General features: G+C 41.9%; 21 protein-coding genes and 2 tRNA genes. 4 read left to right on the top strand and 19 right to left on the bottom strand.

Annotation, left to right across the window (positions count from 1 at the left end):
• Positions 1 to 3: 3 nt before the first annotated feature.
• The 6 genes from RF007C_RS09195 to RF007C_RS09220 all read right to left on the bottom strand — a co-directional run bounded on the left by RF007C_RS09195 (position 4) and on the right by RF007C_RS09220 (position 9,547).
• Positions 4 to 5,772 (bottom strand): DUF3320 domain-containing protein, encoded by a 5,769-nt coding sequence (locus RF007C_RS09195; protein ID WP_037299297.1) that lies wholly within the window; start codon positions 5,770 to 5,772, stop codon positions 4 to 6.
• 205 nt (positions 5,773 to 5,977) lie between these two features.
• On the bottom strand, positions 5,978 to 6,778 hold the full coding sequence (locus RF007C_RS09200; RefSeq protein WP_037299298.1) for an MIP/aquaporin family protein: 801 nt from the start codon (positions 6,776 to 6,778) through the stop codon (positions 5,978 to 5,980).
• A 210-nt stretch (positions 6,779 to 6,988) separates the two neighbouring features.
• Positions 6,989 to 7,885, bottom strand: a complete 897-nt coding sequence (locus RF007C_RS09205) for a hypothetical protein (protein WP_019678797.1) — start codon at positions 7,883 to 7,885, stop codon at positions 6,989 to 6,991.
• Positions 7,882 to 8,571, bottom strand: a complete 690-nt coding sequence (locus RF007C_RS09210) for a class D sortase (RefSeq protein WP_019678798.1) — start codon at positions 8,569 to 8,571, stop codon at positions 7,882 to 7,884. Before RF007C_RS09210 ends, RF007C_RS09205 begins: the two co-directional genes overlap by 4 nt.
• A complete protein-coding gene (locus tag RF007C_RS09215) occupies positions 8,572 to 9,363 on the bottom strand; it encodes a hypothetical protein (RefSeq protein WP_019678799.1) in 792 nt (263 codons plus the stop codon). It abuts the gene before it with no gap.
• A gap of 107 nt (positions 9,364 to 9,470) precedes the next feature.
• Positions 9,471 to 9,547, bottom strand: a tRNA-Arg gene (locus tag RF007C_RS09220).
• Between the two features lie 176 nt (positions 9,548 to 9,723).
• Between RF007C_RS09220 and RF007C_RS09225 the strand changes: the two genes are divergently transcribed.
• Positions 9,724 to 9,799 (top strand) — tRNA-Lys (locus tag RF007C_RS09225).
• Positions 9,800 to 9,963: 164 nt separating this feature from the next.
• Here the strand turns inward: RF007C_RS09225 and RF007C_RS18320 are convergent.
• From RF007C_RS18320 to RF007C_RS09260, 8 genes are all read right to left on the bottom strand, one after another.
• On the bottom strand, positions 9,964 to 10,137 hold the full coding sequence (locus RF007C_RS18320) for a sporulation initiation factor Spo0A C-terminal domain-containing protein (RefSeq protein ID WP_082316741.1): 174 nt from the start codon (positions 10,135 to 10,137) through the stop codon (positions 9,964 to 9,966).
• Between the two features lie 331 nt (positions 10,138 to 10,468).
• Positions 10,469 to 12,103: a class I adenylate-forming enzyme family protein gene (locus RF007C_RS09230; protein WP_037299299.1), complete on the bottom strand. Its 1,635-nt coding sequence runs from the start codon at positions 12,101 to 12,103 to the stop codon at positions 10,469 to 10,471.
• A gap of 204 nt (positions 12,104 to 12,307) precedes the next feature.
• Positions 12,308 to 12,766, bottom strand: a complete 459-nt coding sequence (locus RF007C_RS09235; RefSeq protein ID WP_019678801.1) for a zinc-ribbon domain-containing protein — start codon at positions 12,764 to 12,766, stop codon at positions 12,308 to 12,310.
• A 51-nt stretch (positions 12,767 to 12,817) separates the two neighbouring features.
• Positions 12,818 to 14,092, bottom strand: a complete 1,275-nt coding sequence (locus RF007C_RS09240; protein WP_037299300.1) for a thymidine phosphorylase — start codon at positions 14,090 to 14,092, stop codon at positions 12,818 to 12,820.
• Positions 14,093 to 14,168: 76 nt separating this feature from the next.
• Positions 14,169 to 14,423 carry a pro-sigmaK processing inhibitor BofA family protein gene (locus tag RF007C_RS09245; protein ID WP_037299301.1) on the bottom strand — a complete coding sequence of 85 codons (255 nt, stop codon included), beginning with the start codon at positions 14,421 to 14,423 and terminating at the stop codon, positions 14,169 to 14,171.
• Between the two features lie 10 nt (positions 14,424 to 14,433).
• Entirely contained in the window at positions 14,434 to 14,727 is a 294-nt protein-coding gene (locus RF007C_RS09250; protein WP_037299302.1) for a hypothetical protein, read from the bottom strand.
• An 18-nt stretch (positions 14,728 to 14,745) separates the two neighbouring features.
• Positions 14,746 to 15,093 (bottom strand): hypothetical protein, encoded by a 348-nt coding sequence (locus RF007C_RS09255; protein ID WP_037299303.1) that lies wholly within the window; start codon positions 15,091 to 15,093, stop codon positions 14,746 to 14,748.
• Between the two features lie 12 nt (positions 15,094 to 15,105).
• The gene (locus RF007C_RS09260) at positions 15,106 to 15,357 is read right to left on the bottom strand and encodes a hypothetical protein (RefSeq protein WP_037299304.1); all 252 of its coding nucleotides are present in this window, start codon (positions 15,355 to 15,357) and stop codon (positions 15,106 to 15,108) included.
• A 93-nt stretch (positions 15,358 to 15,450) separates the two neighbouring features.
• On the opposite strand from RF007C_RS09260, the gene RF007C_RS09265 reads away from it, so the two are divergent.
• Positions 15,451 to 15,933 (top strand): metallophosphoesterase family protein, encoded by a 483-nt coding sequence (locus RF007C_RS09265; RefSeq protein ID WP_037299305.1) that lies wholly within the window; start codon positions 15,451 to 15,453, stop codon positions 15,931 to 15,933.
• Between the two features lie 118 nt (positions 15,934 to 16,051).
• On the opposite strand, the gene RF007C_RS09270 is transcribed toward RF007C_RS09265, so the two are convergent.
• Genes RF007C_RS09270 through proC form a run of 3 tightly spaced genes read right to left on the bottom strand, consistent with a single transcriptional unit; the run spans position 16,052 to position 18,442 of the window.
• A complete protein-coding gene (locus tag RF007C_RS09270; protein WP_037299306.1) occupies positions 16,052 to 16,975 on the bottom strand; it encodes a YesL family protein in 924 nt (307 codons plus the stop codon).
• A gap of 15 nt (positions 16,976 to 16,990) precedes the next feature.
• On the bottom strand, positions 16,991 to 17,590 hold the full coding sequence (locus RF007C_RS09275) for a hypothetical protein (protein WP_152537163.1): 600 nt from the start codon (positions 17,588 to 17,590) through the stop codon (positions 16,991 to 16,993).
• 51 nt (positions 17,591 to 17,641) lie between these two features.
• Positions 17,642 to 18,442 carry a pyrroline-5-carboxylate reductase gene (proC, locus tag RF007C_RS09280; protein ID WP_037299309.1) on the bottom strand — a complete coding sequence of 267 codons (801 nt, stop codon included), beginning with the start codon at positions 18,440 to 18,442 and terminating at the stop codon, positions 17,642 to 17,644.
• Positions 18,443 to 18,603: 161 nt separating this feature from the next.
• Between proC and RF007C_RS09285 the strand changes: the two genes are divergently transcribed.
• A complete protein-coding gene (locus RF007C_RS09285; protein WP_037299310.1) occupies positions 18,604 to 18,876 on the top strand; it encodes a hypothetical protein in 273 nt (90 codons plus the stop codon).
• On the top strand, positions 18,866 to 19,753 hold the full coding sequence (locus RF007C_RS09290; protein WP_193385754.1) for a radical SAM protein: 888 nt from the start codon (positions 18,866 to 18,868) through the stop codon (positions 19,751 to 19,753). The genes RF007C_RS09285 and RF007C_RS09290 overlap by 11 nt, the downstream gene beginning before the upstream one ends.
• Positions 19,754 to 19,831: 78 nt before the next feature.
• Here RF007C_RS09290 and RF007C_RS09295 read toward each other — a convergent pair whose 3' ends face one another.
• Together RF007C_RS09295 and RF007C_RS09300 are read right to left on the bottom strand one after the other, a co-directional pair.
• On the bottom strand, positions 19,832 to 22,597 hold the full coding sequence (locus RF007C_RS09295; protein ID WP_037299313.1) for an ABC transporter permease: 2,766 nt from the start codon (positions 22,595 to 22,597) through the stop codon (positions 19,832 to 19,834).
• Positions 22,594 to 23,277: an ABC transporter ATP-binding protein gene (locus RF007C_RS09300; protein WP_019678814.1), complete on the bottom strand. Its 684-nt coding sequence runs from the start codon at positions 23,275 to 23,277 to the stop codon at positions 22,594 to 22,596. The genes RF007C_RS09295 and RF007C_RS09300 overlap by 4 nt, the downstream gene beginning before the upstream one ends.
• Between the last annotated feature and the right edge of the window lie 93 nt (positions 23,278 to 23,370).

Here is a 23,370-nt window from a genome sequence, read left to right on the forward strand (position 1 = left end):
GAATTAATTTCCAGTATATGATACTCTTCCGTCCTCGGAAAATCCTACCCAGCCATGCTGCTTAGCAGCCTTTATGCCTAGTGCAACGGAAGTTTCGAGAGTGGGCGTGATTCTGGTAAATCCGAATAGATGAGCAACCTCACGTAACAGATCATCACGAGACATCGCTACCTGACGTGACATTATTTCCTTTATGCCCACAGCTATCTCCTCAGGAGCAACGTCATCAATATCACGCTTATCATCATTTTTATAAACAGTTCTGCACTTGTCATACTCCTCTGGTGTCTGTGAAACAAGCCATACATACTCGTTTTCTCCTGCGGTCGTTACCTTCGCATCAGCATTTTCAAAGGCCTTATCGAAGAGAGCCTTCATATTGGCTCCGGGACGGGATATCCCCCAGCACGAGAAAGTCTTTTTAGCCAGTGTCTTCTTGTTCATCGGAGCCTCGGCAGCAAGAATATCGTTTATACACTTGGTTATCCTGGCAGTACTTGCCTCGTTAAAATTTTCCGAGCTGCCAAGAGCTTTAATTTTAAATGACTTGAAGTCATCAAAGCTTTCAGAAAAACTGCTGACCTCTTCGGTCTCAAAAACAAGCTCCTGCTTTTTCTTTTCCTCGACCTTGGATACAGTTTCGGGATGTCGGTAACGCTCAACAGCACTATCGATCTCCGCCTTTATCTTGCCCAGAACCTTTTCTTTGTTATCAAGCCAGTCAATGATATAAACGCTCATAACGTTCCAGCCAAGCCCCTTCAGTACACTCGGCTGTGAAAGAGTCCTGTCACTGGCTGTACCGTTGTGGAAGTACGCTTCGTTACCGCAGTTTATACCCATGATATAGGTATCGGGCTTGTCAGGATTGATAACAGCCACATCAACCTTGTAATCCGAGCAGCCGACATTGCATTTGCAGTCATAGTCCAACTTCCTGAGCTCATCTGCAACTATTGTCTCAAATCCGTCGGAGCTGTTCTTTGAACCCGCCTTTATGGGAAGAGCACTTCTGCCCTTTGCGGCAAATTCGAGGAAGCCCTTGAGTCCCTCGACACCGTCCGAACGTGTTCTTGACAGGTCTATCATATCCGGAGTAATAACCGAGAATACTATCATCTGACACTTTGAACGCGAAATAGCAACATTCAGTCGTCTCCAGCCACCATCGCGGTTAAGCGGTCCGAAGTTCATAGAAACCTTGCCATCCTTGTCGGGACCATAACCAATAGAAAACATGATGACATCACGCTCATCGCCCTGTACATTTTCGAGATTCTTTATGAGTATTGGCTCATACATCTCGTTGGCGTACTCCTCAAGCTTGGGATCGTCGCGGTAGGCGTCCATGAGAAGATCGTCGATAAGGTTCTGCTGGGGCAGGCTGAATGTAACGACACCAATGCTGAGCTTTCTCAGCTTTTCATCTCTCAGTCTGCGGCATATCTCTGCCACAACAGCTTCAGCTTCAGCTCTGTTCGTTCTTGTGGAGCTCTTATCATAATAGCCCTCAACATGAACCCAACTTACCTCAGACACCTGATCATCAGGCGACGGGAATGTATAGAGCTTGTTTTCGTAGTATTTTGTATTGCTGTATGCAATAAGGCTCTCATGACGCGAACGATAATGCCAGAGCAGATGCTTCTGAGGCATAGAAAGTGCAAGACAATCATCCAGAACGCTTTCCAGATCTTCCTTTTCGTAGTTTTCCTCGTCCACTTGATTTGAAGCAAAGAAACTCGTAGGCGGAAGCTGCTTTGGATCTCCCACAACTATGACGTTCTCGCCTCTTGCAATAGCGCCCACAGCCTCACAGGTAGGAAGCTGGGAAGCCTCGTCGAAGATGACAAGGTCAAATTTCGGATAAGACGGATCAATATACTGCGCTACAGATATAGGGCTCATAAGCATAACGGGACACATTCTGCGGAGCAGATTGGGTATGCTATCGAAAAGCTTACGGATAGACATCATTCTTCCGTTAGATTTGATAGCCTTCTGAAGAATGCCTATCTCGGAGCTGTTGGCAGAACCGCCAGGTGTCGGGATTTTAGCCGAAAGCTCTGCGGCAAGCTCCTTGATGGAAAGTGTTGAGAAGTTGTCAAGTACTTCTCCGAAACGGCGTATAGTATCCTCGAAAAGCGTCCCCTGGAACTTTGCAAGCTCAGGTGTACGTGATATAGTGCTCGTAACCATAGCTTTGCTTATATCGCAGTCGAAGGCTCCGATAAGCTGCTCTGTGGGAACCTCACCGTTCATATAAGTGTCAGCAACATTACCGATGCCAAGCTCTCTAAGCTTGTTGCATATAGTTACGATGCCTGTCCATTCCTTCAGCTGCGGCAGCGCATCAATAACGGCGTCAGCCTTCATCTGAGCGTCACCGCCCCAGCTCTCACCCGTTATGAGCTTATCGGTATTTATACCGAAGGAGCTTCGGAGCTGCGCAGCAACATTTTCAAGTGCAGCATAATCGGCCGTTATCTTGGAAATATCACTGTTTATCCCCTTTGTAAGGCTATCGCATAGCTTCTGCTTTATGTCCGGACTGAATGTAGAAGCCGAAACCTTCTCTCCCAGTTCGGACGAACGTGCAACGATACTCTCAATTGCATTCCAGTCGGCATTCTCGTCAAGGTTCAGTGTGCCGAAGTACTTCATAAGTTCAGGCTGCGCAGAAGCAATCTGGCTTTTCAGAGCGTTAAAATGGTTTATCTTGTCATAATATTGTGTGATATTCTCCTTGGTGACCGATGAAGCCGTTTTTGCATGTGCAGCAAGCTCCTTTACCAGCTTTTTGCTGCCAATGCTCTTGCCAAGGAACCACTTTCCCTGTGCAGTTTTCCATCTTATCAATGCGTCACAGGCATTATAACCGAGCACAGAAGGTTCAAACTTTTCGATCAGCTCATTTTTTATCTGGGAAAGCTCCTTGCCTGTGCCGATAAGGGACTGTGCCTTTTCTTTATAGCCGTTCCAGCGACTGTCACCGATAACATCGGGAAGCAGCTGCTCACCCTTTGCAGAAGCTGTCATTATCTCCGCAGCAAGCTTGCATTCCTCAAACGTCATCTCACTGCTGCCGGTAAACTGAGCTATCTGCTGAGTATCACTCTGTGCAGCTGACAAGGCAGTTTTCAGCTCGCGCAGCTTCGACTCCATAGCTCCTCTTGTTTCGGGAGTGCATGATGTAAGCTCGCAAACTCCAAGTGCCGTAGTAGTGACGTCACCGAATTCTCTTCCTGCCGCAGCAAGACTTTCAAGAGTCTCACGCCATACCGAATAAGAGGTATCACTCATAGCGTCAAGCTGCTCGTTAGTGAATGTGAACTTTCCGCCTGAAGAGCTATTCTTTTCATATCTCACAGCTGCATCATACATTGAGCAACCGAAATTGCGCTTTTTATGTATCTCCTCCATTGTGCCGTTGAGCTCTTTCCTCATTTCGGCTATCTTGTCAGCCTGAGCCTTGTACTCAGCAGGCTTCTTTATGCGCCCAACGTTAAGTGTCTCTTCCAGCTGCTTGAGAACCGCACGTTTCTGAGCCTTATTGGAATGGAGCTCAATACAGAAAGGCCCCAGGCCGACCTTGTTGAGACGTTTTTCAACAACTGAAAGTGCAGCCATCTTTTCAGCTACGAAAAGCACAGATTTCCCCTGATAAAGAGCACTTGCTATCATATTCGTGATAGTCTGGGATTTACCGCTTCCGGGAGGCCCATGAAGCACGAAACTCTTTCCCTGAGCAGCTGCGTAAACAGCTGCAAGCTGTGATGAATCCGCACTGAGAGGAACCACCAGATCAGTAGGAGCTACCTTATTATCCAGATCAAGAGGAGATATGTACAGATCATCGCCTGCCCATTCCGTCTTGCCCGAGATAAGACTTGCAACAACCTTATTCTTGGCAAGCTCGTCCGCGCGGTTCCTGATATCGTTCCACATGATAAAACGATTGAAGGAAAATTGTCCTATAAATGCATAATCAACTATATCCCAGCGAGGCTGCGACATTATGCCCTGGCGTACAGTGTTGAATATGATCTGAAGGTTAACACCGTTTTCGTCCTCCGGAACAGGGTCAAGTCCTTTTATATCGATACCGAAAGTCTGGCGGATATGCTCCAGCATGGTTATGTTGATCTGCGTATCCTCATCACGCATACGAATTACATATGTCTTTTCCTGTACCTTGCGTATAATATCTATAGGAACGAGTACAAGCGGAGCATATCGCGGCTTGTCACTTTTTTCAGTCTCGTACCAGCGCAGGAAGCCAAGAGCAAGATATATTGTATTGACACCATTTTCTTCTATGCTGACCTTTGCCTGCCTGTGAAGCTTTTTCATTATCTTTTCAAGCTCCACATCCTTCATAAAAGTTCTCAAACGATGGTTTTTGAACTCTGATTCGGATATAGAAGTTATCAGATCACGGTCGTTTTCCACATCATAGATCTTACTGTCGGACATCTGCAATGTCATATCATTCGGCATAGACATTACCTTGAAGTCCTCGCCCTTTGAGATCTCGTCTTCAAGCACTCCAAGATCGCTTATCATAAGCTGGACACTCATAGCTGTGGGACGGAAATTAAGCAGACTGTTCCTGAGACTAAGATCAAGGAGCTTTCTCTCCCACATTACCTGTTTTGTAACTTCTCTGCCTTCACCGTAGGCAACCGCCTGATCTGCAATGGCATTCGGAGCAGAAGTTATCTCGGACTTCTTACGCTCACCGTAATCTACAGCCTTGAAGGTTCCGTTCTCACTGACTCTTGAAGGAACAGGACGTATGCCGCTTGAACGTGTACGGCTTATATCTATAGCAAAATAGAAACCTGATTCGTCATCAAGATGTGCTGCTGCATGTTTTTCAGCGTCATCAAAATCTATATTCTTGCCTGCTACAAAATCAGTACACTCGACCACGCTGACTGTATCTATGCCATGCGCTATCCGCTTTGTTATGGCAGACATATCGTACTGAAGGCAATCGGAGAATGTCTCGTCTTCCAGCCAGCAGCCTGAAAAAGCGTGTCCTTTTACAATTATAAGCATGGGGCTGAGTCCAACTGCTTCAAGGCATGAAGCATACAGAACAGCAAGATCCAGGCAGGTTCCCTGCTTTCCGTCAAGCACTTCATCGGGCATACGCACACGCTGCGATTCCTCAAAGCTTGCAGGAGGCATGGTATAAGCGATATTCTGTTCCTGAAGAGCTGCATATATCGCACCCATCTGCTGTTTTACGATATTGGGATTCTTTGACTGATAGCCCGTAAATGAAGGATCTCCGCACCATTTTTTCAGATATGTACCTGCTGAGGCGACTATTTCACGGACTTTCGGATGATTTGGCGTAATAAAAGCTGCTATGGTCTCTGGCATAAAATTGATGCCTGACCACTGATCGTAAGCGAGAAGCTCTATACTGCGACATTCTTCAGCTATTACCTCTTCTCCCTGAATAGCCTCTATAGTAACGCTTCCCACAAGTTTTTCGGTAAGTGAGAAAAGCTGTTCGGACAAAAGGATTATATTTACCGGAGATACCTCAACAGGTTCTCCAGGTCTAAGATCAAAGGGCACAGACTCGAAAGTCTTTGCAAACTCTGGCTCAAAGCTTATCCTTAGTCTTACGTTTTTAAGTTCATCTTTAGTATTGTTTGACATAACTATATTCCTGAAAACCGGAACATAGTTCTGCTGCATCGCGAAATTGATCTGTGCGGTCATATTTCCGCTGAATGTAACCTTATTATCCATACAGTCCTCCATTCTGCCCTTAGCGAAAAAAATACTACTTCTATGATACCACATTCCGAGTAATTTTACAATACAATCATCAAAAAAAGTCAAAAGTACTATACACTGACCACACTCCACAAAACATAACATAAAAATATCCCCCGTTTCTGACGGGGGATATACTGATACATAATAGTATAACTAAATATTAGAAAAGATCCGATCACTTTTTCTTCTTTTTATTTGGATGATTATTGCTCTTTGTAACATTAGCCTTGACAGGTGCGGCTGTCTTTACAGCAGCTGCTGCCTTTTCAGCCACAGGTTTTACATTCTTGCTTGGATCCTCAAGGAACTTATAAACAACTGCTGCCAGTGCTGCTCCTACAAAAGGTCCTACAATGAATACCCAGAGGTCACCGAGAGCATCTCCGCCTGCCAAAAGAGCAGGTCCGAGGCTTCTTGCAGGATTTATGGATGTACCTGTAAGTCCTATTCCGAAGATATGAACGAGTGTAAGTGTGAGACCAATAATAAGACCGCCGAATGAACCGTGATTAGCCTTCTTTGAAGTTACTCCCAGTATAGTCATCACAAAGATAAATGTAAGGATTATCTCTACGAGTAAGCCTGCACCTGCACTGCCGTTAACATTTGCAAGTCCGTTTGCGCCATATCCGCCGGTCTTGTCAACTACATCTCCGAGATTGAATATAGCCTTGAGCATTCCTGCGCCTGCGATTGCTCCAAGACACTGTGATACAACATAACCGACAAAATCGGTAAATGTCATTCCGCCGCTGAGAAGAACTCCCAGTGAAACAGCCGGATTGATATGACATCCCGAAATATTGCCGATACAGTATGCCATACCAACAATAACAAGTCCGAAAGCAAGAGCTGTAAGGATATAGCCTCCGCCGAAATCAGCGCCGCAACCTACAAGCATTGCCGTACCGCAGCCAAGAAGAACGAGCACAAAAGTGCCGATAACTTCAGCTACATATTTTCTGATTGATTCCATGTTTTTTGCCTCCTTATTCTGATTGTTTTGTCGGAAATCCGATAAAACTATTATATCATCGTTTTCTCTGATTTGTCAATAACTAACAATAAAAAATATAAACAATTCTTAATATATTAATACAGCGCTTTTCACAATACGTCCCGAAATAAAAAACCATAGCTTTTCCAATAAACGGAATCACTATGGTTAATTTGGTTTTATATTTGTTCACTTTATATCAGTAGGCTTGGTATTGGGATACTTTTTCTTCTCATGTGTTACCCCGTATATGACCGAAAGCGTAATGCCAATGACTATAAAAGCTATCATTACAGCTGTAAAGGCTTCAGTAAGCTTGTACATAACGCTGGTAAATGCGGTAAATACAGGTGCCTGCTTTATTATAAAAGAGTCAAAATACTTCGTAGCTATAAGATATATACTTGGTGTTCCGCCCATAACTCCGGCAATAATTGCAGATATACCGCACCAGTACACAGCTGTTATCCTCTTTTTGTGATTGACAGCTATAAGAAGCAGGATCAGTAGCAGCGTTGCTCCGAGAAGAGCGACAGTTGCAATAATCCTATTAGAATAAAGCAGTGCCAGCTTTTTCAGTACACCGCGATCATTCATAGCCGAAAACTTATAAACATCACAGAAAGAGCCAATTGCTGCATAAGCATTATCCTTGGTGTTTTGCAGCTTCTGTTCAAATTTATCGTCCTTCTCGTAATTGTTCTCTTCTGCAAAATCGTTGAAGAATTTCTCAATATTCTCCTCAAGCGCCTTATTAGAAGGAGGAGTCATAACCATTCTGCCGTTACCCTTAAGAGCATTGAACGCCGAATCAATATACGCCATCTCAAAAGATCTGATATATTCATTATCAATAGCATCGGTATATACATCCGCCGGGATTCCTGATGTATTGTACTTATCGGCATAGTATTTTCCAACTTCGCTGATTATCATGGGTTCAAGCTCTTTTTTTGAAACAAGTCCTTTTAGTTTTTCGGAAGAGATGTTTATATCCACCAGCATAGCCGCGGAACTGATTATAAAAACAAACACCAGCAGCACGGATATAATAAGTGAAGGAAGATAAGTACTTATTTTTTTCATCTGGAGCTCCCCTCCCCGTTGTTATTATAGAATTTCTTCTCGGTAAGCTCGCATACAACACCTGCACGTTCATCGGCGCTTCCTAAAATATTGCGCTTGCAGGTATATAGCGTCAACTTACAATCGTCGGAAGGAGCTACGTATTTGCCGTCTTTCTTATTAAAGGTAATAACTTCCTTGACTTTATAGACAAATACACCGTAATTGGTCTTTAGTGTTACCTTATCCTTCTCCTTGAGCTTGTGGAGCTCAGCAAAGAAAGTGTCCTCATGTGCACTGATAACGGTATTTCCTTTATCACCGATTATAACAGAGCCGGATGACTGGCAAGCTCCGTGCTCGTAAAGCTCTGAATTGCTTCCCCAATAAACAGGTATGGAAATATCAAAAGCCGAGCTTGTAAGCACAGCATACAACTCTCCGAATTTTGGGCGGATAAACTCCCCTTCCTCGGATGTGGCACCATTATAATCATCTATTATCTCATTATCGCGGACTACAAGCCCCGAGCCTGCCGACTCCGGAGTGACCTTCAGGTCATCCATAAAGGCAAGATTAAGGTATACTTTCAGCTTATCTGATGGCTTTATCATTGCTATCATAAAAATACCTACACAAAGAGCAAGCAGCACAAACGGGGTCGCAACATGAATAAGAACACTGTTTTTTTTATTATTTTTTTCCATTTAGTTCTCCGATCCCTCTGCTCTGAAACGGCGCATAAGAATATATACAGCACCGATGCTTAAACTGATTAGCGCACCTGCCGCAGCTAAAATTCCTCTTCTGTCATAGCCGGTATCTTCAACAGAAGCACCTGCCGTAGATACATTCACCAATTCGCCATTATCATTTCTGACAGCAAGTGTAAGCGTATCATCACTTACCTCATCAACGGATATATTCAGTCCCATTTCCTTTGCTGCATCTGAAAGCGTTCCAACGATCTGAAGCTTCTGGTCTGCCGGAGACTGCTTCATAAGACTTCTGTACTCCTCAGGACTGAGATTATCTATCAGCGCCTGCTGCTGAGCCGGCGTAAAGCTTCTGACATAAGCCATCTTTTCATCGTATGACATTTTTATAAATGCTTCCTTGCTTATCCTTGTAAATGTAGTACCGTCACTTGCTGTAATGGTTATACTGTCATCAGCAACAGGCTCAGAACCTTCATTCACTGAAGGAGCAGCGGTTGTGGTAGTAGTGGGAGTTTCAGTTACCTGAGGACCTGCGGTAATGATCATATTCCCGGCTTCATGAAGCTTTTCGATTGCTTTATCAAGTCTCTCGGAAGGATAATCCTCTGGATGAGAATAGTACTCATTATATCCAGTCTGAATATCCTCTTCGGAATATCCGTATGCCCTTGCAACAGCTGCTACATCGTCAGCCGTGGTAGCATGAGCAGAAAGCGGCAGAGCACAAAGCAGAGACATGACTGCCGTCCCCACAAATGAAGCAATAATCCTCTTTGACATAAATAGTCCCTCCTATCATTTATACTAAATATTATAACTGTTTTACCCTATAATGTCAAGGTGAAAAAATAAAACCCCACGGTAATGCCGTGAGGTTTTACGCCGTATGGCGTGCCTGGAGGGATTCGAACCCCCGACCTACTGGTTCGTAGCCAGTCACTCTATCCAGCTGAGCTACAAGCACATCATTTGACGACTTAAATATTATATCATGTTAATCATAAAAAGTCAACCACATAACGTAAAAACGTCATTTTGCACTAAATAGAATATAAAAGGTTAGCAGAATAGATAATTATATAAAAAGATAAAAAACACCTTGACATTCTATCTGAAATTTGATATAATTAATTTTGTTGTGAGACATTAGCTCAGTCGGTAGAGCATACGCCTTTTAAGCGTAGGGTCGAGGGTTCAAATCCCTCATGTCTCACCACTTTTATTTATGCCGGTATTTCAGAATACCGGCATTTTTTATAATCTGCCCCGGCCGAGCGGAGATTTTCAGATAAAAAAAGCATTCGTGAATAACCGGAATGCTTTTCTTATTATGCGTATTCTAATTATGTCAAATAACAGCTCACTGCTGTCTAAACTTTATTACAGCAAATCTGAGTGATTTACACGTATCCATTCTGCAACAGTCGATATAAATACTGAATTAGTCGGTATGTCCTTCTCACTCTGAAGAGTATTCATGAAGATGTTATCTGCAATCTTTGTGTTGTGACGGTACCAACCTGATTTGATCACGTGCCTAACCGCTCTTTCGATTTAACATTCCGACGTATGATAGCTTTCTGCAAGCTTAGCATACAGCTCCTTACTAAAAACCGTGGCGTTCCCGTTTGACATCACACAGATCATTATGCCATCCTTCAGTTAATGATAGACTTTTGTGTTAGGCGAAATGCCAAGATCAAGCAAAGTTGTTACGATAATTGCTGCAACGTTGTTTTTCATTTCTTATTCACTCCTTCTATATATGAAACATATTATAACACATTTCGCAGGAAATTGTAATGATCGATTTCGTCGTATTTTGACGAGGTTTGCCGAATAATGTCGTATAAAAAAGAGAGCAGAAGAATCTGCTCTCTTTTTATCAGTTTTTGATCTGCTTAGCAACGAGGCTCTCACCGCAGTATATAGCGCGAAGCTTCGGCTTTTCAATCTTTCCTGTGGGATTTCTCGGAACATCTGCAAAAATGATCTTATGAGGTCTCTTATACCTTGGAAGCTTCTGGCAGAAAGCCGTAATATCTTCTTCCGTACAGGTATGATCTTCCTTAATAGAAATGATAGCAGCTGCGATCTCTCCGAGTCTCTTGTCCGGAAGTCCTATAACAGCAACATCCTTTACGGCAGGATTACTTCTGAGGAAGTCCTCGATCTGAACAGGATAAAGATTCTCGCCTCCGCTGATGATAACATCTTTTTTACGGTCAACAAGGTAAATAAATCCGTCTTCGTCCTCCTGTGCCATATCTCCCGTATAAAGCCAGCCGTCCTTTAGAGTCTCGGCAGTAGCTTTTTCATCACGGTAATAACACTTCATAACACCGGGGCCCTTTACGAGAAGCTCTCCTACCTGACCGCGTTCAACAGCATTGCCGTCCTCATCGGCAATCTTTACTTCCCATCCATAGCCTGCCTTACCGATAGCACCTACTTTGTGAATATTCTCAACTCCAAGATGAACACAGCCGGGACCGATGGATTCACTGAGTCCGTAATTAGTGTCATACTGATGCTTTGGGAATACCTTCTTCCAGCGAGTAATAAGCGAAGGAGGTACAGGCTGAGCGCCGATATGCATAAGTCTCCACTGATCAAGATCATAATTTGAAAGATCAATATCTCCTCTATCAATAGCATCGAGAATATCCTGTGCCCACGGTACAAGAAGCCATACTATGGTACATCCCTCTTCTGATACAGTCTCTATTATCGACTTCGGCTTTACTCCCTTGAGGAGAACTGCCTTGCTGCCGGAATAAAGGCTGCCAAACCAGTGCATCTTTGCTCCTGTATGATAAAGAGGAGGTATGCAAAGGAAAATATCATCCTTTGTCTGGCCGTGGTGGTTCTGTTCAACCTTAGCCGAGTGCATAAGGCTTGTATGATCATGAAGAATAGCCTTCGGGAAGCCTGTTGTTCCAGAAGAGAAATAGATAGCCGCATTGTCATCATCGGTTATCTTTATATCAGGCGCAGAGCTTCCGCAGTTAGCTACAAGACTGTCATAGTGTTCCGCAAATGAGGGACAGCCCTCACCTACATAGAAAAGAAGCCTGTTCTTGCTGATCTCGTCAGCAATCTCTTCGATCCTTCCGATAAACTCCGGGCCAAACATAAGTACATCAACTTCAGCGAGATCGAGACAATACTTTATCTCATCGGCTGTATATCTGAAATTAAGCGGTACAGCAAGAGCTCCCGTCTTTAATATACCGAAATAGATAGGCAGCCACTCCAGGCAATTCATAAGAAGTATACCTACCTTATCACCCTTATGTACGCCTCTTTCGATAAGCATATTAGCAAAACGGTTAGCCTTTTCGTCAAAGACCTTCCATGTTATCTCTCTTCTGTAATGACATTCCGGATCAGGCTCTATGAGCTCATACTCCTTCCATGTTATGCGGCGGACTTCAGTTATTTCGGGATTTACCTCCACGATAGCAACATCATTTCCGTATATCTTGGCATTTCTTTCAAGTAATTCTGTAATAGGCATTATGTTAATCCTTTCTGCAAAAGCAACTTCACTTTTACGTGTAAAAGCCCAAAAGCTGCAAAGCGATAAACTATTTTTATTTTATCACAAAAAAGCGAAAAAGTAAAGAGATATTTTCCGTTTTATCCAACAAATTGACCATCTGTTTTTGCAGCATATTGCATAAAGTAAGGCACATCATATACATATGATGTGCCTTAAAAATCATTCGGTTTCGTCTGAGCTGTAAACAACTTCAGCAGTGACTTCTTCCTTTTCTTCCTCACCCTCAGCAGGCTCTGGAGCAATAATGATGACCTTAGCTCCGCATTTGTCGCAGTAAGCCTGTTCCTTTCTGATATTCGCACCGCAGCTGCTGCAGGTTATCCTGTCCTCAAGGTTCATCAGAAGAGCTCTGAGTTCCTCAAGCTTACCGTTTTTCTCTTTTATATCAGCTATTGTTACAGCAAATTCGCTATCGGTATCATCACATACCTTTTCGTACATTGCCTTGCCGAGCTCTATGTAATCTGTATCAATATCTGATTCAATATGTGAGATTTCACGCTTCAGCCTTGTCTTTTCCGCAAACTTCTTCGAACTGTTGGAAACCGATTTTGCACCGCGCTCAACAGACTCTCCGAATTTTCCTGCAATGTCTTTTACTGAATCAACAAATCCCATTTTAACTACCTCCATTTTTTTATTAATATTCAAGCTGAATATACAACTTTTTCACGTGTAGGCCGGCTTTTCGGTGATCTCGAATTTCACAGCATTCAGCGCTCTTACAGCTGCATCGGAAAAATCGCTGCATACAGTTGAATAAAGCGTCATTATAATATCGTCTGCCGCCAGCTGAGCTCCTATTTCGCAGTTCATAACAATACCTGCGCTCATATCAAGCTTATCCTCCTTGGACAAACGCCCGGCACCGAGGAGCAGAGATGTCATGCCAAGCTCTTCGCAGTTAAATCCAAGGATCTTCATATCCTTTGTGGCTCTGATCTCATATCTGAGCAGAGGCTGCGGAAGAAGTGAAGTATCGTCGCAGATCTTTTCGTTTCCGCCGTGAAGCCTAATAGTTTCACGCAGAACATCAAGAGCCTTCTTCGAGGACACTGCATCTTCAGCATACTTTCTGCATTCATCATTGGTACCTTTTCCTGCGAGCTCGAGCATATCAGCTGCAAGCTCAATACAGGTATCATAAAGTCTGCCTTTGACCTTTCCCTGAAGTACTTCCACAGCTTCCTTGACTTCAAGAGCGTTACCGATATTTCTGCCAAGAGGTGAATCCATATCAGTAACTACAGCTTTACACTTCTTTCCGGCTGATCTTCCTGCACGTTCCATAAGAACAGCAAGCTTTTCAGCGTCTTCCTTGGTTTTCATAAATGCTCCCGAGCCATACTTGACATCAAGTACAAGGCAATCGGCGTTCGTAGCAAGCTTCTTGCTCATAATGCTCGCACAGATAAGCGAAATACTGTCAACAGTACCTGTTGCGTTCCTGAGAGCATACATCTTCTTATCAGCAGGACACAGCTCGCCTGTCTGGGAGATTATTGAAAAGCCCGTCCTGCGAAGTATCCTTTCAAATTCGTCAAGAGGCAGATCAGTTCTGTAGCCTTCGATGCTTTCGAGCTTATCAATGGTTCCTCCTGTATGACCAAGCCCTCTTCCCGACATTTTTGCAACGCATACTCCACAGGCTGCAACAATAGGTCCTATGATAAGTGATGTCTTATCGCCGACACCGCCTGTACTATGCTTATCAGCAGTAAAAGGCAAATGCAGTTTCAGAATATCACCGCTGTCACGCATTGCAGCTGTCAGTGCAAAGGTCTCCTTTTCCGTAAGTCCGTTAAGACACACAGCCATAAGCCATGCAGACATCTGATAATCCGGAATATCACCGTTGGTATAGCCCTTTACGAGCCAGGCGATCTCATCTTCGTTGAGCTCTTGTGATTTTTTAGTTTTATTAATAATATCAATAATGTTCATGATCCACCTCCTATACATACATTTTACCATAAATGCGATAATAATTCAATAGTTTTTGTGAAATCAGTCTCTATTTTTACAAAAAATTCATTATTACAAGAAAAACAACAAAGGGAGCTCCGAGAACAGCACTGCCAAGAAAATTGAAAAGATTAAGCGGTATATCAATATCTATCATATTACCATATTTATTAACTATGAAAAGGGCGGCTTCTCCGGTAAGAGCTCCCACAATAGCCGATATGATCTTCTTTTCTCTTTTAAGATAATATATAAGCATTATAAATGTAACTGCGACGCATATTCCACTGAAAATCCATTCTGTATCCATTTTCGACCTCTTACATCAATATATATCCAAGTGCGATAATAAGCTTTATATCAGCCCCTTCTTTTATAAGAAGATATAAAAGAGCAGCTATAAGCAGTTTATCACTGTCAATCCCGCCATCAAACAGATCATCGGCCAGAGAAGCAATAAATCCGCCTTTACTTGTTTTGTTCTGTTTTTCATCTTTAGATCCGCATAGCGTGTCAGGAGGCTCGTCGGCGGCTATATTACGTGGTTTTCTCTGGTATATTTTCGTATTATATTTTTCACAGCATCCGTTACGTTCACCCTTATAAACCGCCATCATATACCTCCCTTCCACTCAAATAAGCTCCTGTAGCAATCCGCTGTCCTTAGCTATATTCCATACTGCCATAAGTTTGATAAGCTTTACAGCTTTATCTACCCTCTTTTGCTTTTCAGCCCCGAGATGAGGCTTCAAAGCAAGAAGTAATTCTGTATTTCTGTCCTCATTGGCAGCTGAACCGATCAGGCTCGTCAGCTTAAGAACAGAACTTATATCGGGAGATACACTATCACCGGATTCATCTCCACTATTGCTGCTGTCACTGCTCTCAGCGGACGAAAGCATATCAGCAAGCTCTGATAACCGCTTAATACTCTCCTCGTCCGAAAGCAGTTCGTTTATCCTGCTCATTATGTCGTCCATATGCCTGACCCGTTATTTTTTACCGCCTGACAGCTTTTCGTACAAAGCTTTTGCTTGCGGTGTGCTCATCATCTTTTCAACAATTTCCGGATTGTTAACAGCCTGTTGAAATCTTGCTGCTTCATTTTTGTTCATTGCGGCCAGAGCACTGTCAAACTTTCCGGCTTCAAGCTCGGATCTGAGCTGTTCGGGCGGTACTCCGATCTTCCTGCTTACGGCATTAAGAAGCCCCGTAAGCTTCTTAGTATCAAAATTATTGTTCATATTTGCCTCCATTCAATAATGTATACAATATTATATTGATTTTTCATATAAAATATGTTATAATACTGTATAAACTTCTCAGGAGGGATCAACTTGCGTATTGTTGTCTTATCAGATACACATGGTAATTACTTCAATCTTGAAAGTATTATTCTAAGAAATACAGATGCAGACTGGATAATTCACCTCGGCGACGGTGAGCACGAGCTCGATAATTTTATCCTCTCCCATCAGAAATTAGCTCCTAAGATAATCCATGTTGCAGGTAACTGCGACTTTGACAGTCTCAGTGAGGATGTTTTTATTCTGCCTGCATTGGAACATAAAATACTCGCTACTCACGGCCATCACTACGGAGTCGGCGGTTCACTTGAAAGACTCAAAGCCCTTGCTCTGACCAACGGCTGTGATATTGTCCTCTTCGGACATACACACGCACGCTATCAGAGCTTTGAAGACGGCCTTTACATATTGAATCCCGGAAGCGCTTCTATTCCACGCGACGGCAACAAGCCTTCTTTCGGCCATATCGACATCTCTCCCGCAGGTATCGTCACCAATATCGTTGACGTCTGATCCCCTTCTTATCTTATGCAGAACAGCTTATGATGTTACAAAGCTCCTGCGGATCTGTGTCCGTAGGAGCTTTTTCATTAAGTATAAGAGAAAAACGGTGCATATGCACCGTTTATTATTATGATATTCTTCTGCCCTTGCCCTTGACACGCTTTTCGATAGGCGTTTCCTTACCGCCCATATCCTCAAAAATGCGCTCATCTTCATCGGGAGAATCGTCTACAAGCTCGGGATTGATCTCACCGATACTTGTATAATACGGATTTATTACGTATTTCTGGATGACAGGATAACTGATGAAACAATTGAGCAGACAAAGGAAAGCAGCAGGAAAAAATGGTATCAGTAAAAGGAATACAGGCAACAGGTACATTCTAAGTATGACCATTACCGCTATCACCAATAAAGTCAGAATAAATGTGAGCAGGTTCTGCTTCAGGGCTACAAAAGAAAGAGCGAATGAATTCTTGAAAAGATTCTTCATTGAAAGATTTGTTGCCGTCATCATAAGGAATATATAATTATTCATTATAATTACCACAAGAAACAGACTGAAGGTTATTACCATAGGTATGTATATCGCCTTAGAGCCTGTCTGTACCGCAAGAGCGGGATAGACCATCAGCGAGGAAATCGCCGATATGAATATCAGGCAATCAAAAAATCCGACAATGGCTGCCCTTTTGAAGTTTGATTTAAAAGACTTGAAAAAATCGCTGACAATAAATGAATGTTTTCCTATAACAAAAGCTCTTATGACCTTTGTCATTCCCGCAGTGGCAGGTCCTATAAGTATCATAAATATGACCAACAGTATACAGGTAACTATTATCGAAGCGGTATCACTGTTTTTTAAAATGCTTACGACTGGCAGCATCATTACAAGAGGCAGGAAAAAAAGCATATAAAGCAGATTAAGTTCCATCAGCTTCCACAGCTTTCTTCCGACTATGTCAAAAAACAACGCTGCTCCCTTTTTCTTAGGAGCATTTTTCGCTATTCCAACTCCTGCAGTTTCATAATTCTTTGAAAAAAGACCCAATTATAATTCCTCCGTTTATCCTCTCTCAGCAGAATTATAAATGAACCATACAGCTCCATCTGCGAAAGATATGATTAATGACAGCAACATAACGACAATAAACCTTATACAATACAGCCTGAAACTGTATTTTTCGGCATAATTCTCCTCTTTTCTGAGGCCGCACCGAAAAAGCGTTGCTGAGTAGCTGACAGTCTCTCTTACAGCAAGTGCTGCAAGAAAAGCAAATGCAGCTGCCTTAGGCATTAAAACAAAAATAACAGTTACAAACGCTCCCGCTCCCATAGATAAATATGCCGCAGCCGCTGCAGCGCCTATGCCAATCCCTCTGTATATAAGTAGAGCAATTCCGAAAGGCTGTCCAATAGCACAAAGGCCGAAGAAAAAAGCAGCAAAGCAAAACACAGTTGCAAAAGCAATATCTCCTAAAACAAGTGCAGGTATCTGAGTTCCCCCAGAAGGCAGAAAACACTGATTTATGTAAACAAGCTCTGCCGCATCATACCTGACTGCAGCCCATGAACCCACAGCTACACCTGCCACAACAAAGAAAAGATATATCCAGATGCTTGTCCTGCCGTGTTTTCTTATGTTTATTGTACTTATATGTTTCATATGCATCATCCCTTCCTAAGATAGGATATGCACATATATCGTGTTTTAGACTTATTTTGAAAGCTCGTATGCTCTCTTGGTGCAGCTTTCGCAGCAGTTTTTTACAACATCGGTTAGATTTCCTTCGTAAAGTCTTTCAAGACCTGCAAGCGTAGTGCCTCCGGGTGAGGATACCATCTTAATAAGATCGTCAATGGTATTACCTGAGTCGGTTATCATTTTTGCCGAACCGATAAGGCTCTGTGTAAACAGTTCTTCAGCTGCCTTTGAGTCGATACCGACAGAAGCGGCATAATCGATAAAGCCCTTTGCAAAAAGGTATATAAAAGCAGGACTGCTTCCGTTTATAGCAATTATCTCCTTCATTTTATCCTTAGGTATAACTGCTGCCTTACCGCAGATTCTGAAGATATTGAGAACTACGTCAAATTCTTCATCACTGACCTTGTCATTTCTTGAAAGTGCTGAAGCGCCTTCTCCAAGAAGAAGGGGCGTATTCGGCATTACAAGTATTACCTTGGCATCTGGAATGGTTTTCTTTGCGATAAACTCATCACCGATACCAGCGGCAATGGAAATGATGACAGTATCCTTTGTAGTATATGCAGATATAGCTTCAAGGACACCCTCTATGATCTGTGGCTTAACAGCAAGAAAAACATACTTGCTGTTCTCCATGATCTCCTTTTCCGATGAACAAGGGGTTACACCATATTCTTCAAGTGCCTTGACCTTTTCTGTGCTCGGATCAAACGCAGAGAGCTTTACATCCTTTCCAAGACTGCTTGTGGAAATGCCTTTCATAATAGCAGTGCCCATATTTCCGGCACCGATAAAACCTATATTTACCATAATGATTGCTCCTTAAAATTTTATGCACTATTAATTATACATCATTATATACAAAAAAGCAAGTGAAATTTTTGCAATATTTAATGAGAGAAAGTTTTTTATGCTTTTATTGACTTTTCGATGCTTCAATGATAAAATTAAGAGTAATAAGGGGGATGGATATGAGCAGAAAAAAGTCTAAAAGCGTAAATATAACGCGCTATTCCAACAGCGTTATCAAGTATAAAAGCCTTTCATGCAAAGCAAGTCTTTACGAAGACAAGCTGATCACTCAATACTGCATTAAGAACAGGCTTTCAAAAAGCATATTTCTAACTACGGCAGCAATGTACTGCATAAAGAATAATGTGACTGCCAATGAGCTGCTTGACAGTACAACAACTTCTGCAAATTTTGATTTCAGGGATTATATGGACGATGAATATGATGAATGAATGCAGACTGTGCCCGCGCAACTGCGGTGCGGACAGAACAGTAACCACAGGCTTCTGCGGTGCAGGAGCTGATACTATTGTAGCAAGAGCTTCCCTTCACAGATGGGAAGAACCCTGTATCTCCTACAAAAACGGCGCAGGTACAGTTTTCTTTTCCGGCTGCAATCTTCATTGCTGCTTCTGTCAGAACGACCAGATAAGCAACCGCCTCTTCGGAAAGGTCATAACTACTGACGAACTTGCCGATATATTTCTCAGATTGCAGGATAAAGGCGCAGACAACATCGACCTTGTAACTCCTACTCATTTTGTTCCGAATATAATAAAAGCACTTGATAAAGTTAAAAACAAGCTCAGTATCCCTGTGGTATACAACTGCGGAGGATATGAGCTTAAAGAAACCATAAAAGACCTTAATGGATATATAGACATATATCTTCCCGATATAAAATACTTTTCACCGGAAATATCCGCTATGTATTCAAAGGCTCCTGATTATTTTGAAAAGGCCTCAGAGGCTGTTGCCACTATGATCAAACAAACAGGAAAGCTTATCTACAATAACAAGGGAGGTCTGATCAGAGGCACTATAATAAGACATATGGTACTCCCATCCCACAGACATGACTCCATGAAAATTATTGACTGGATCGCTGAAAATACTTCGCCTGACGAGGTGCTTGTAAGTATTATGAACCAATACACGCCTTTCGGCTTTATACCCGATGAATACAAAGAACTGAAACGCCGCGCAACTAAAATGGAGTACAACAGTGTGGCAGATCATGCTGCCGAGCTTGGAATAAACGGATTTACACAGCAGAAAAGCTCCGCCTCCGAAAAATATGTGCCTGATTTTGATCTCACAGGTATCTGAATAGGTCACGGCAATATATTATAAATCAAGAAAGGTCACTCCTCATATTGAGTCTGTGACCTTTTCTTATTTATATAATCAGAGGTTCTCATTTTTTAAGCTGTCGATAGGATTATCCTTCTTTATTTTGCTCATTGAGAACATCATGGTAACAAAAACAACAATAAATACGCTCATTACAGCAATTATTACCGACTTCCAAGGAATAAAGAACACCGTGTCAAAACCTTCGTTTATAGAGCGGTATATAAAATATGTAACGATAAATGAAGTCGGCAGTCCGTATATAAGTGCCTTCGTTCCGTAAAGTATACATTCAAAGTTAAGCATTTTCCGCATTCCCTTTGCAGTCATACCAACAGATTTCAACATAGCAAACTCTCTTCTGCGAAGATTTATATTAGTCGTGATCGTATTGAATACATTTGCAGCCGCAATAAGTGATATAAGCACGATAAATCCATAAGCGAAAACCTTGATGATTATTATCATGCTGCGCTGTGAATCGGCCTGAGCTGCGTAGTTGAAAAGATCATAATCAGAATATCCGCATTCTTTCATCATACCTGAAAGTGCATCATAACCTGCTGCCTTGTCGCTTGATTTAATAGCATATTCAATCACATTGATATTCTCCTGTTCGTCTTCAGGGAAAAATCCTTTCGCACTGTAAGGATAAATAACAGCATTATAGAAAAATGGTGTAAAATAAGGTCTTTCTTCAATTACCTTGCCAATTTTAAGCACTATATCGTAAACGCACTCATCAGCAGGAATAGATATACTATTCTCAGGCTCTTCCATATTAAAATATACTGCATTATTATCATCAATATATGAGAAATAATAACTGTCAATTTGCTTTACCTGAGAAAAAATCATGTCAAATCTGTCAGCATCATATGCTTTTCTTCGTACCATTCTTCCTGAAACATCATCAAATGACATTATATTATCCACAGCAATTCCAAGGGGACTCTCTTTATTCATGAATTCGTCCTCGGAAAGATTATACTTAGCCAGAAGATGTCTGTAGGTGTCATCGTCAACATAGAAAATTGTCATATCAGCTGTGATGTACCCCTCGCGCTCTGCATAAAACCGACTATTAGTATTATTATTGTTATTATTTAGAAATTCCTCGCTGAGACAATCTTTTTTCAGATAAGCCCCCATTGAGTACTGCGAAGAGAAATATGCCACATCAGTAATATTTTCAGTACTGAGTATCCTGTTTTTAAGCTCATTTGCCTCTGTCGGATTATTGTAATTATTTTCATCATATAAAGTAAGTACATAATCCATCCCTAAATTATCGTTGGAATCCGAAGCTGCTCCAACAAGATATGCGGTAAAGGAAGAAGCTGAAATAAACAGTACAATGCTCATAAAAAGACTTATTATAGTAGATCGATACTTCTTCTTGCTGCGCTTGAAGTATTTATGTGCAAGTACGCCGGACAAACCAAAAAACTTGTATATGATCTGCGGTGTACGAATATGTTTTTTCTGCTTTATATCACTGTTCTGGCGTATAGCTTCCACTGCCGATATTTTAGTCGCTCTTCTTGACGGTATCCAGGCCGAAAGCATTATAGTTATAAATGCGATTATACAGGCAGCTGCTATTGCCTTGAACGAAATGCAAATACGCATAGGTTTTCTGTATTCGTCTCCGATAAAAGCAGAAAACCTGTTTCCGATAGCCAGAAATGTTATCCACATTCCGACAATACCAAGAAGTATACCCAGCGGTATACCTATAAAACTTACAGAAGCAGCTTCAAAGCGTACCATTTTTCTCAGCTGTCTTTTTGTAGCTCCAACCGAAGAAAGAAGTCCGAACTGCTTCGTTCTCTCCGATACAGATATTGAAAAAGCATTATATATCAGCATTACCGAACCGAACATTATAAGTACTATTACCACGCCCATAAGTCCGTATATCATGCTGTAAAAGCTTGAATACATCGATATTCCCTTGAACATCAGAAGTGTGCTGTGAGTTTCGCCGTTCAGACCGTTATTATTTATAAAATCATAAACTTCACTTGCATCATTCATACAGTAGTACACTGTTAACTGCGTATCATCGGTATACTCATCAGCAACTGTAAGAGCAGTATATCCCGGCGCGGTAAAATCCTCAAATGCAGGTCTCTGGTAAATGCCTACAACAGTATAACTTCGTATCTCCTTGATATCCAGATCTTCTGCGGATATGACATTTTCATCATCATTATCAGACATGGCTGCATAAGGAACATCCTGTCCAAGTACATATTTATCAATAACACTGCCGTACATCTCAGCAGCTTTCTCTAAATCATCTATGCCAATTTCCTGGAGCTTCTTCTTATTGATTTTTCTATCACCTATTTCAAGAGTAAGCTCGTCACCTACACCATAGTCGACGTCACCATTGAAATTAAGATGATCAGGCAGGATTATCTCGTTCTCGTTCTCCGGCATACGTCCTGAAGTAAGATGTATAGGTATTATCCTGTCCTCGTCCTCACGAAAACCCGAAACGCATATATAAGGCTTGAACTTATTTGAACTGCCTATCTTGGCGTAGCCTATAAGGCTTATCTCTCCTGTCTCTTTTACTTTCCCTGAACATGCAATGAGATCATATGTGGATTTTGAGGCATTTTTCTCCATTGCGTGCCATTTTCCGTCAGTAAACTCTAAATAATCGATCGCATACTGTCTTACAGAAGCAAAAGAGGTCGTAACGGCACAGATAAGAGCCGTTGAAAGCATGATGCCTATTATAGTGACCAATGTCCTTACCCTGTTCTTTTTCAGGGACTGTAAAGTAACTTTATGAAAAACATTCATCTGTTTATCACCTCATCACGGGTAATTTTACCGTCCTCGATCGCTATGATACGATCAGCCTGAAGAGCAATATTCTCATCATGCGTGATTATGATAAGTGTCTGATTATACTTCTGATTTGATAATTTAAGAAGATCTATTATCTCCTGACTGTTTTTGCTGTCAAGATTTCCTGTCGGTTCATCTGCAAGCACTACAGCAGGAGCGTTCATAAGAGCTCTGCCTATGGATACTCTCTGCTGCTGACCGCCTGAGAGCTGATTTGGAAGATGATTTTCCCTTCCCTTTAGCTTTAGTGTATCCAGAAGCTCATTAAGTCTGCTTTCATTTATCTCCTGTCCGTCCATAAGAACAGGGAGAGTGATATTTTCCGTCACATTCAGCACAGGTATAAGATTGTAAAACTGATAAATGAGTCCAACCTGTCTGCGGCGGAATATAGCAAGCTGTTCATCATTCTGTTTATAAACGTCATTTCCGTCCATGTAAACTTTTCCGGATGTCGGCTTGTCCACACCGCCTAAAATATGTAAAAGAGTAGATTTTCCGGAACCGGAAGGGCCTATTATTGCTATAAATTCGCCTTTCTGAACAGTAAAACTAACATTATCAAGAGCTTTGACCTCATTTTCACCGCTCCCGTAGGTCTTGCATAAATTCTCTACCTTCAATATTTCCATAGTATTACTCCCTTTTTGAATTTATGATATGATTATACCATTTCAATATGACTTTATGGTGACTCGCATATTACAAATCTGTCACTAAATAAA

Source organism: Ruminococcus flavefaciens 007c (assembly GCF_000571935.1).
Lineage (GTDB): Bacteria > Bacillota > Clostridia > Oscillospirales > Ruminococcaceae > Ruminococcus > Ruminococcus flavefaciens_F.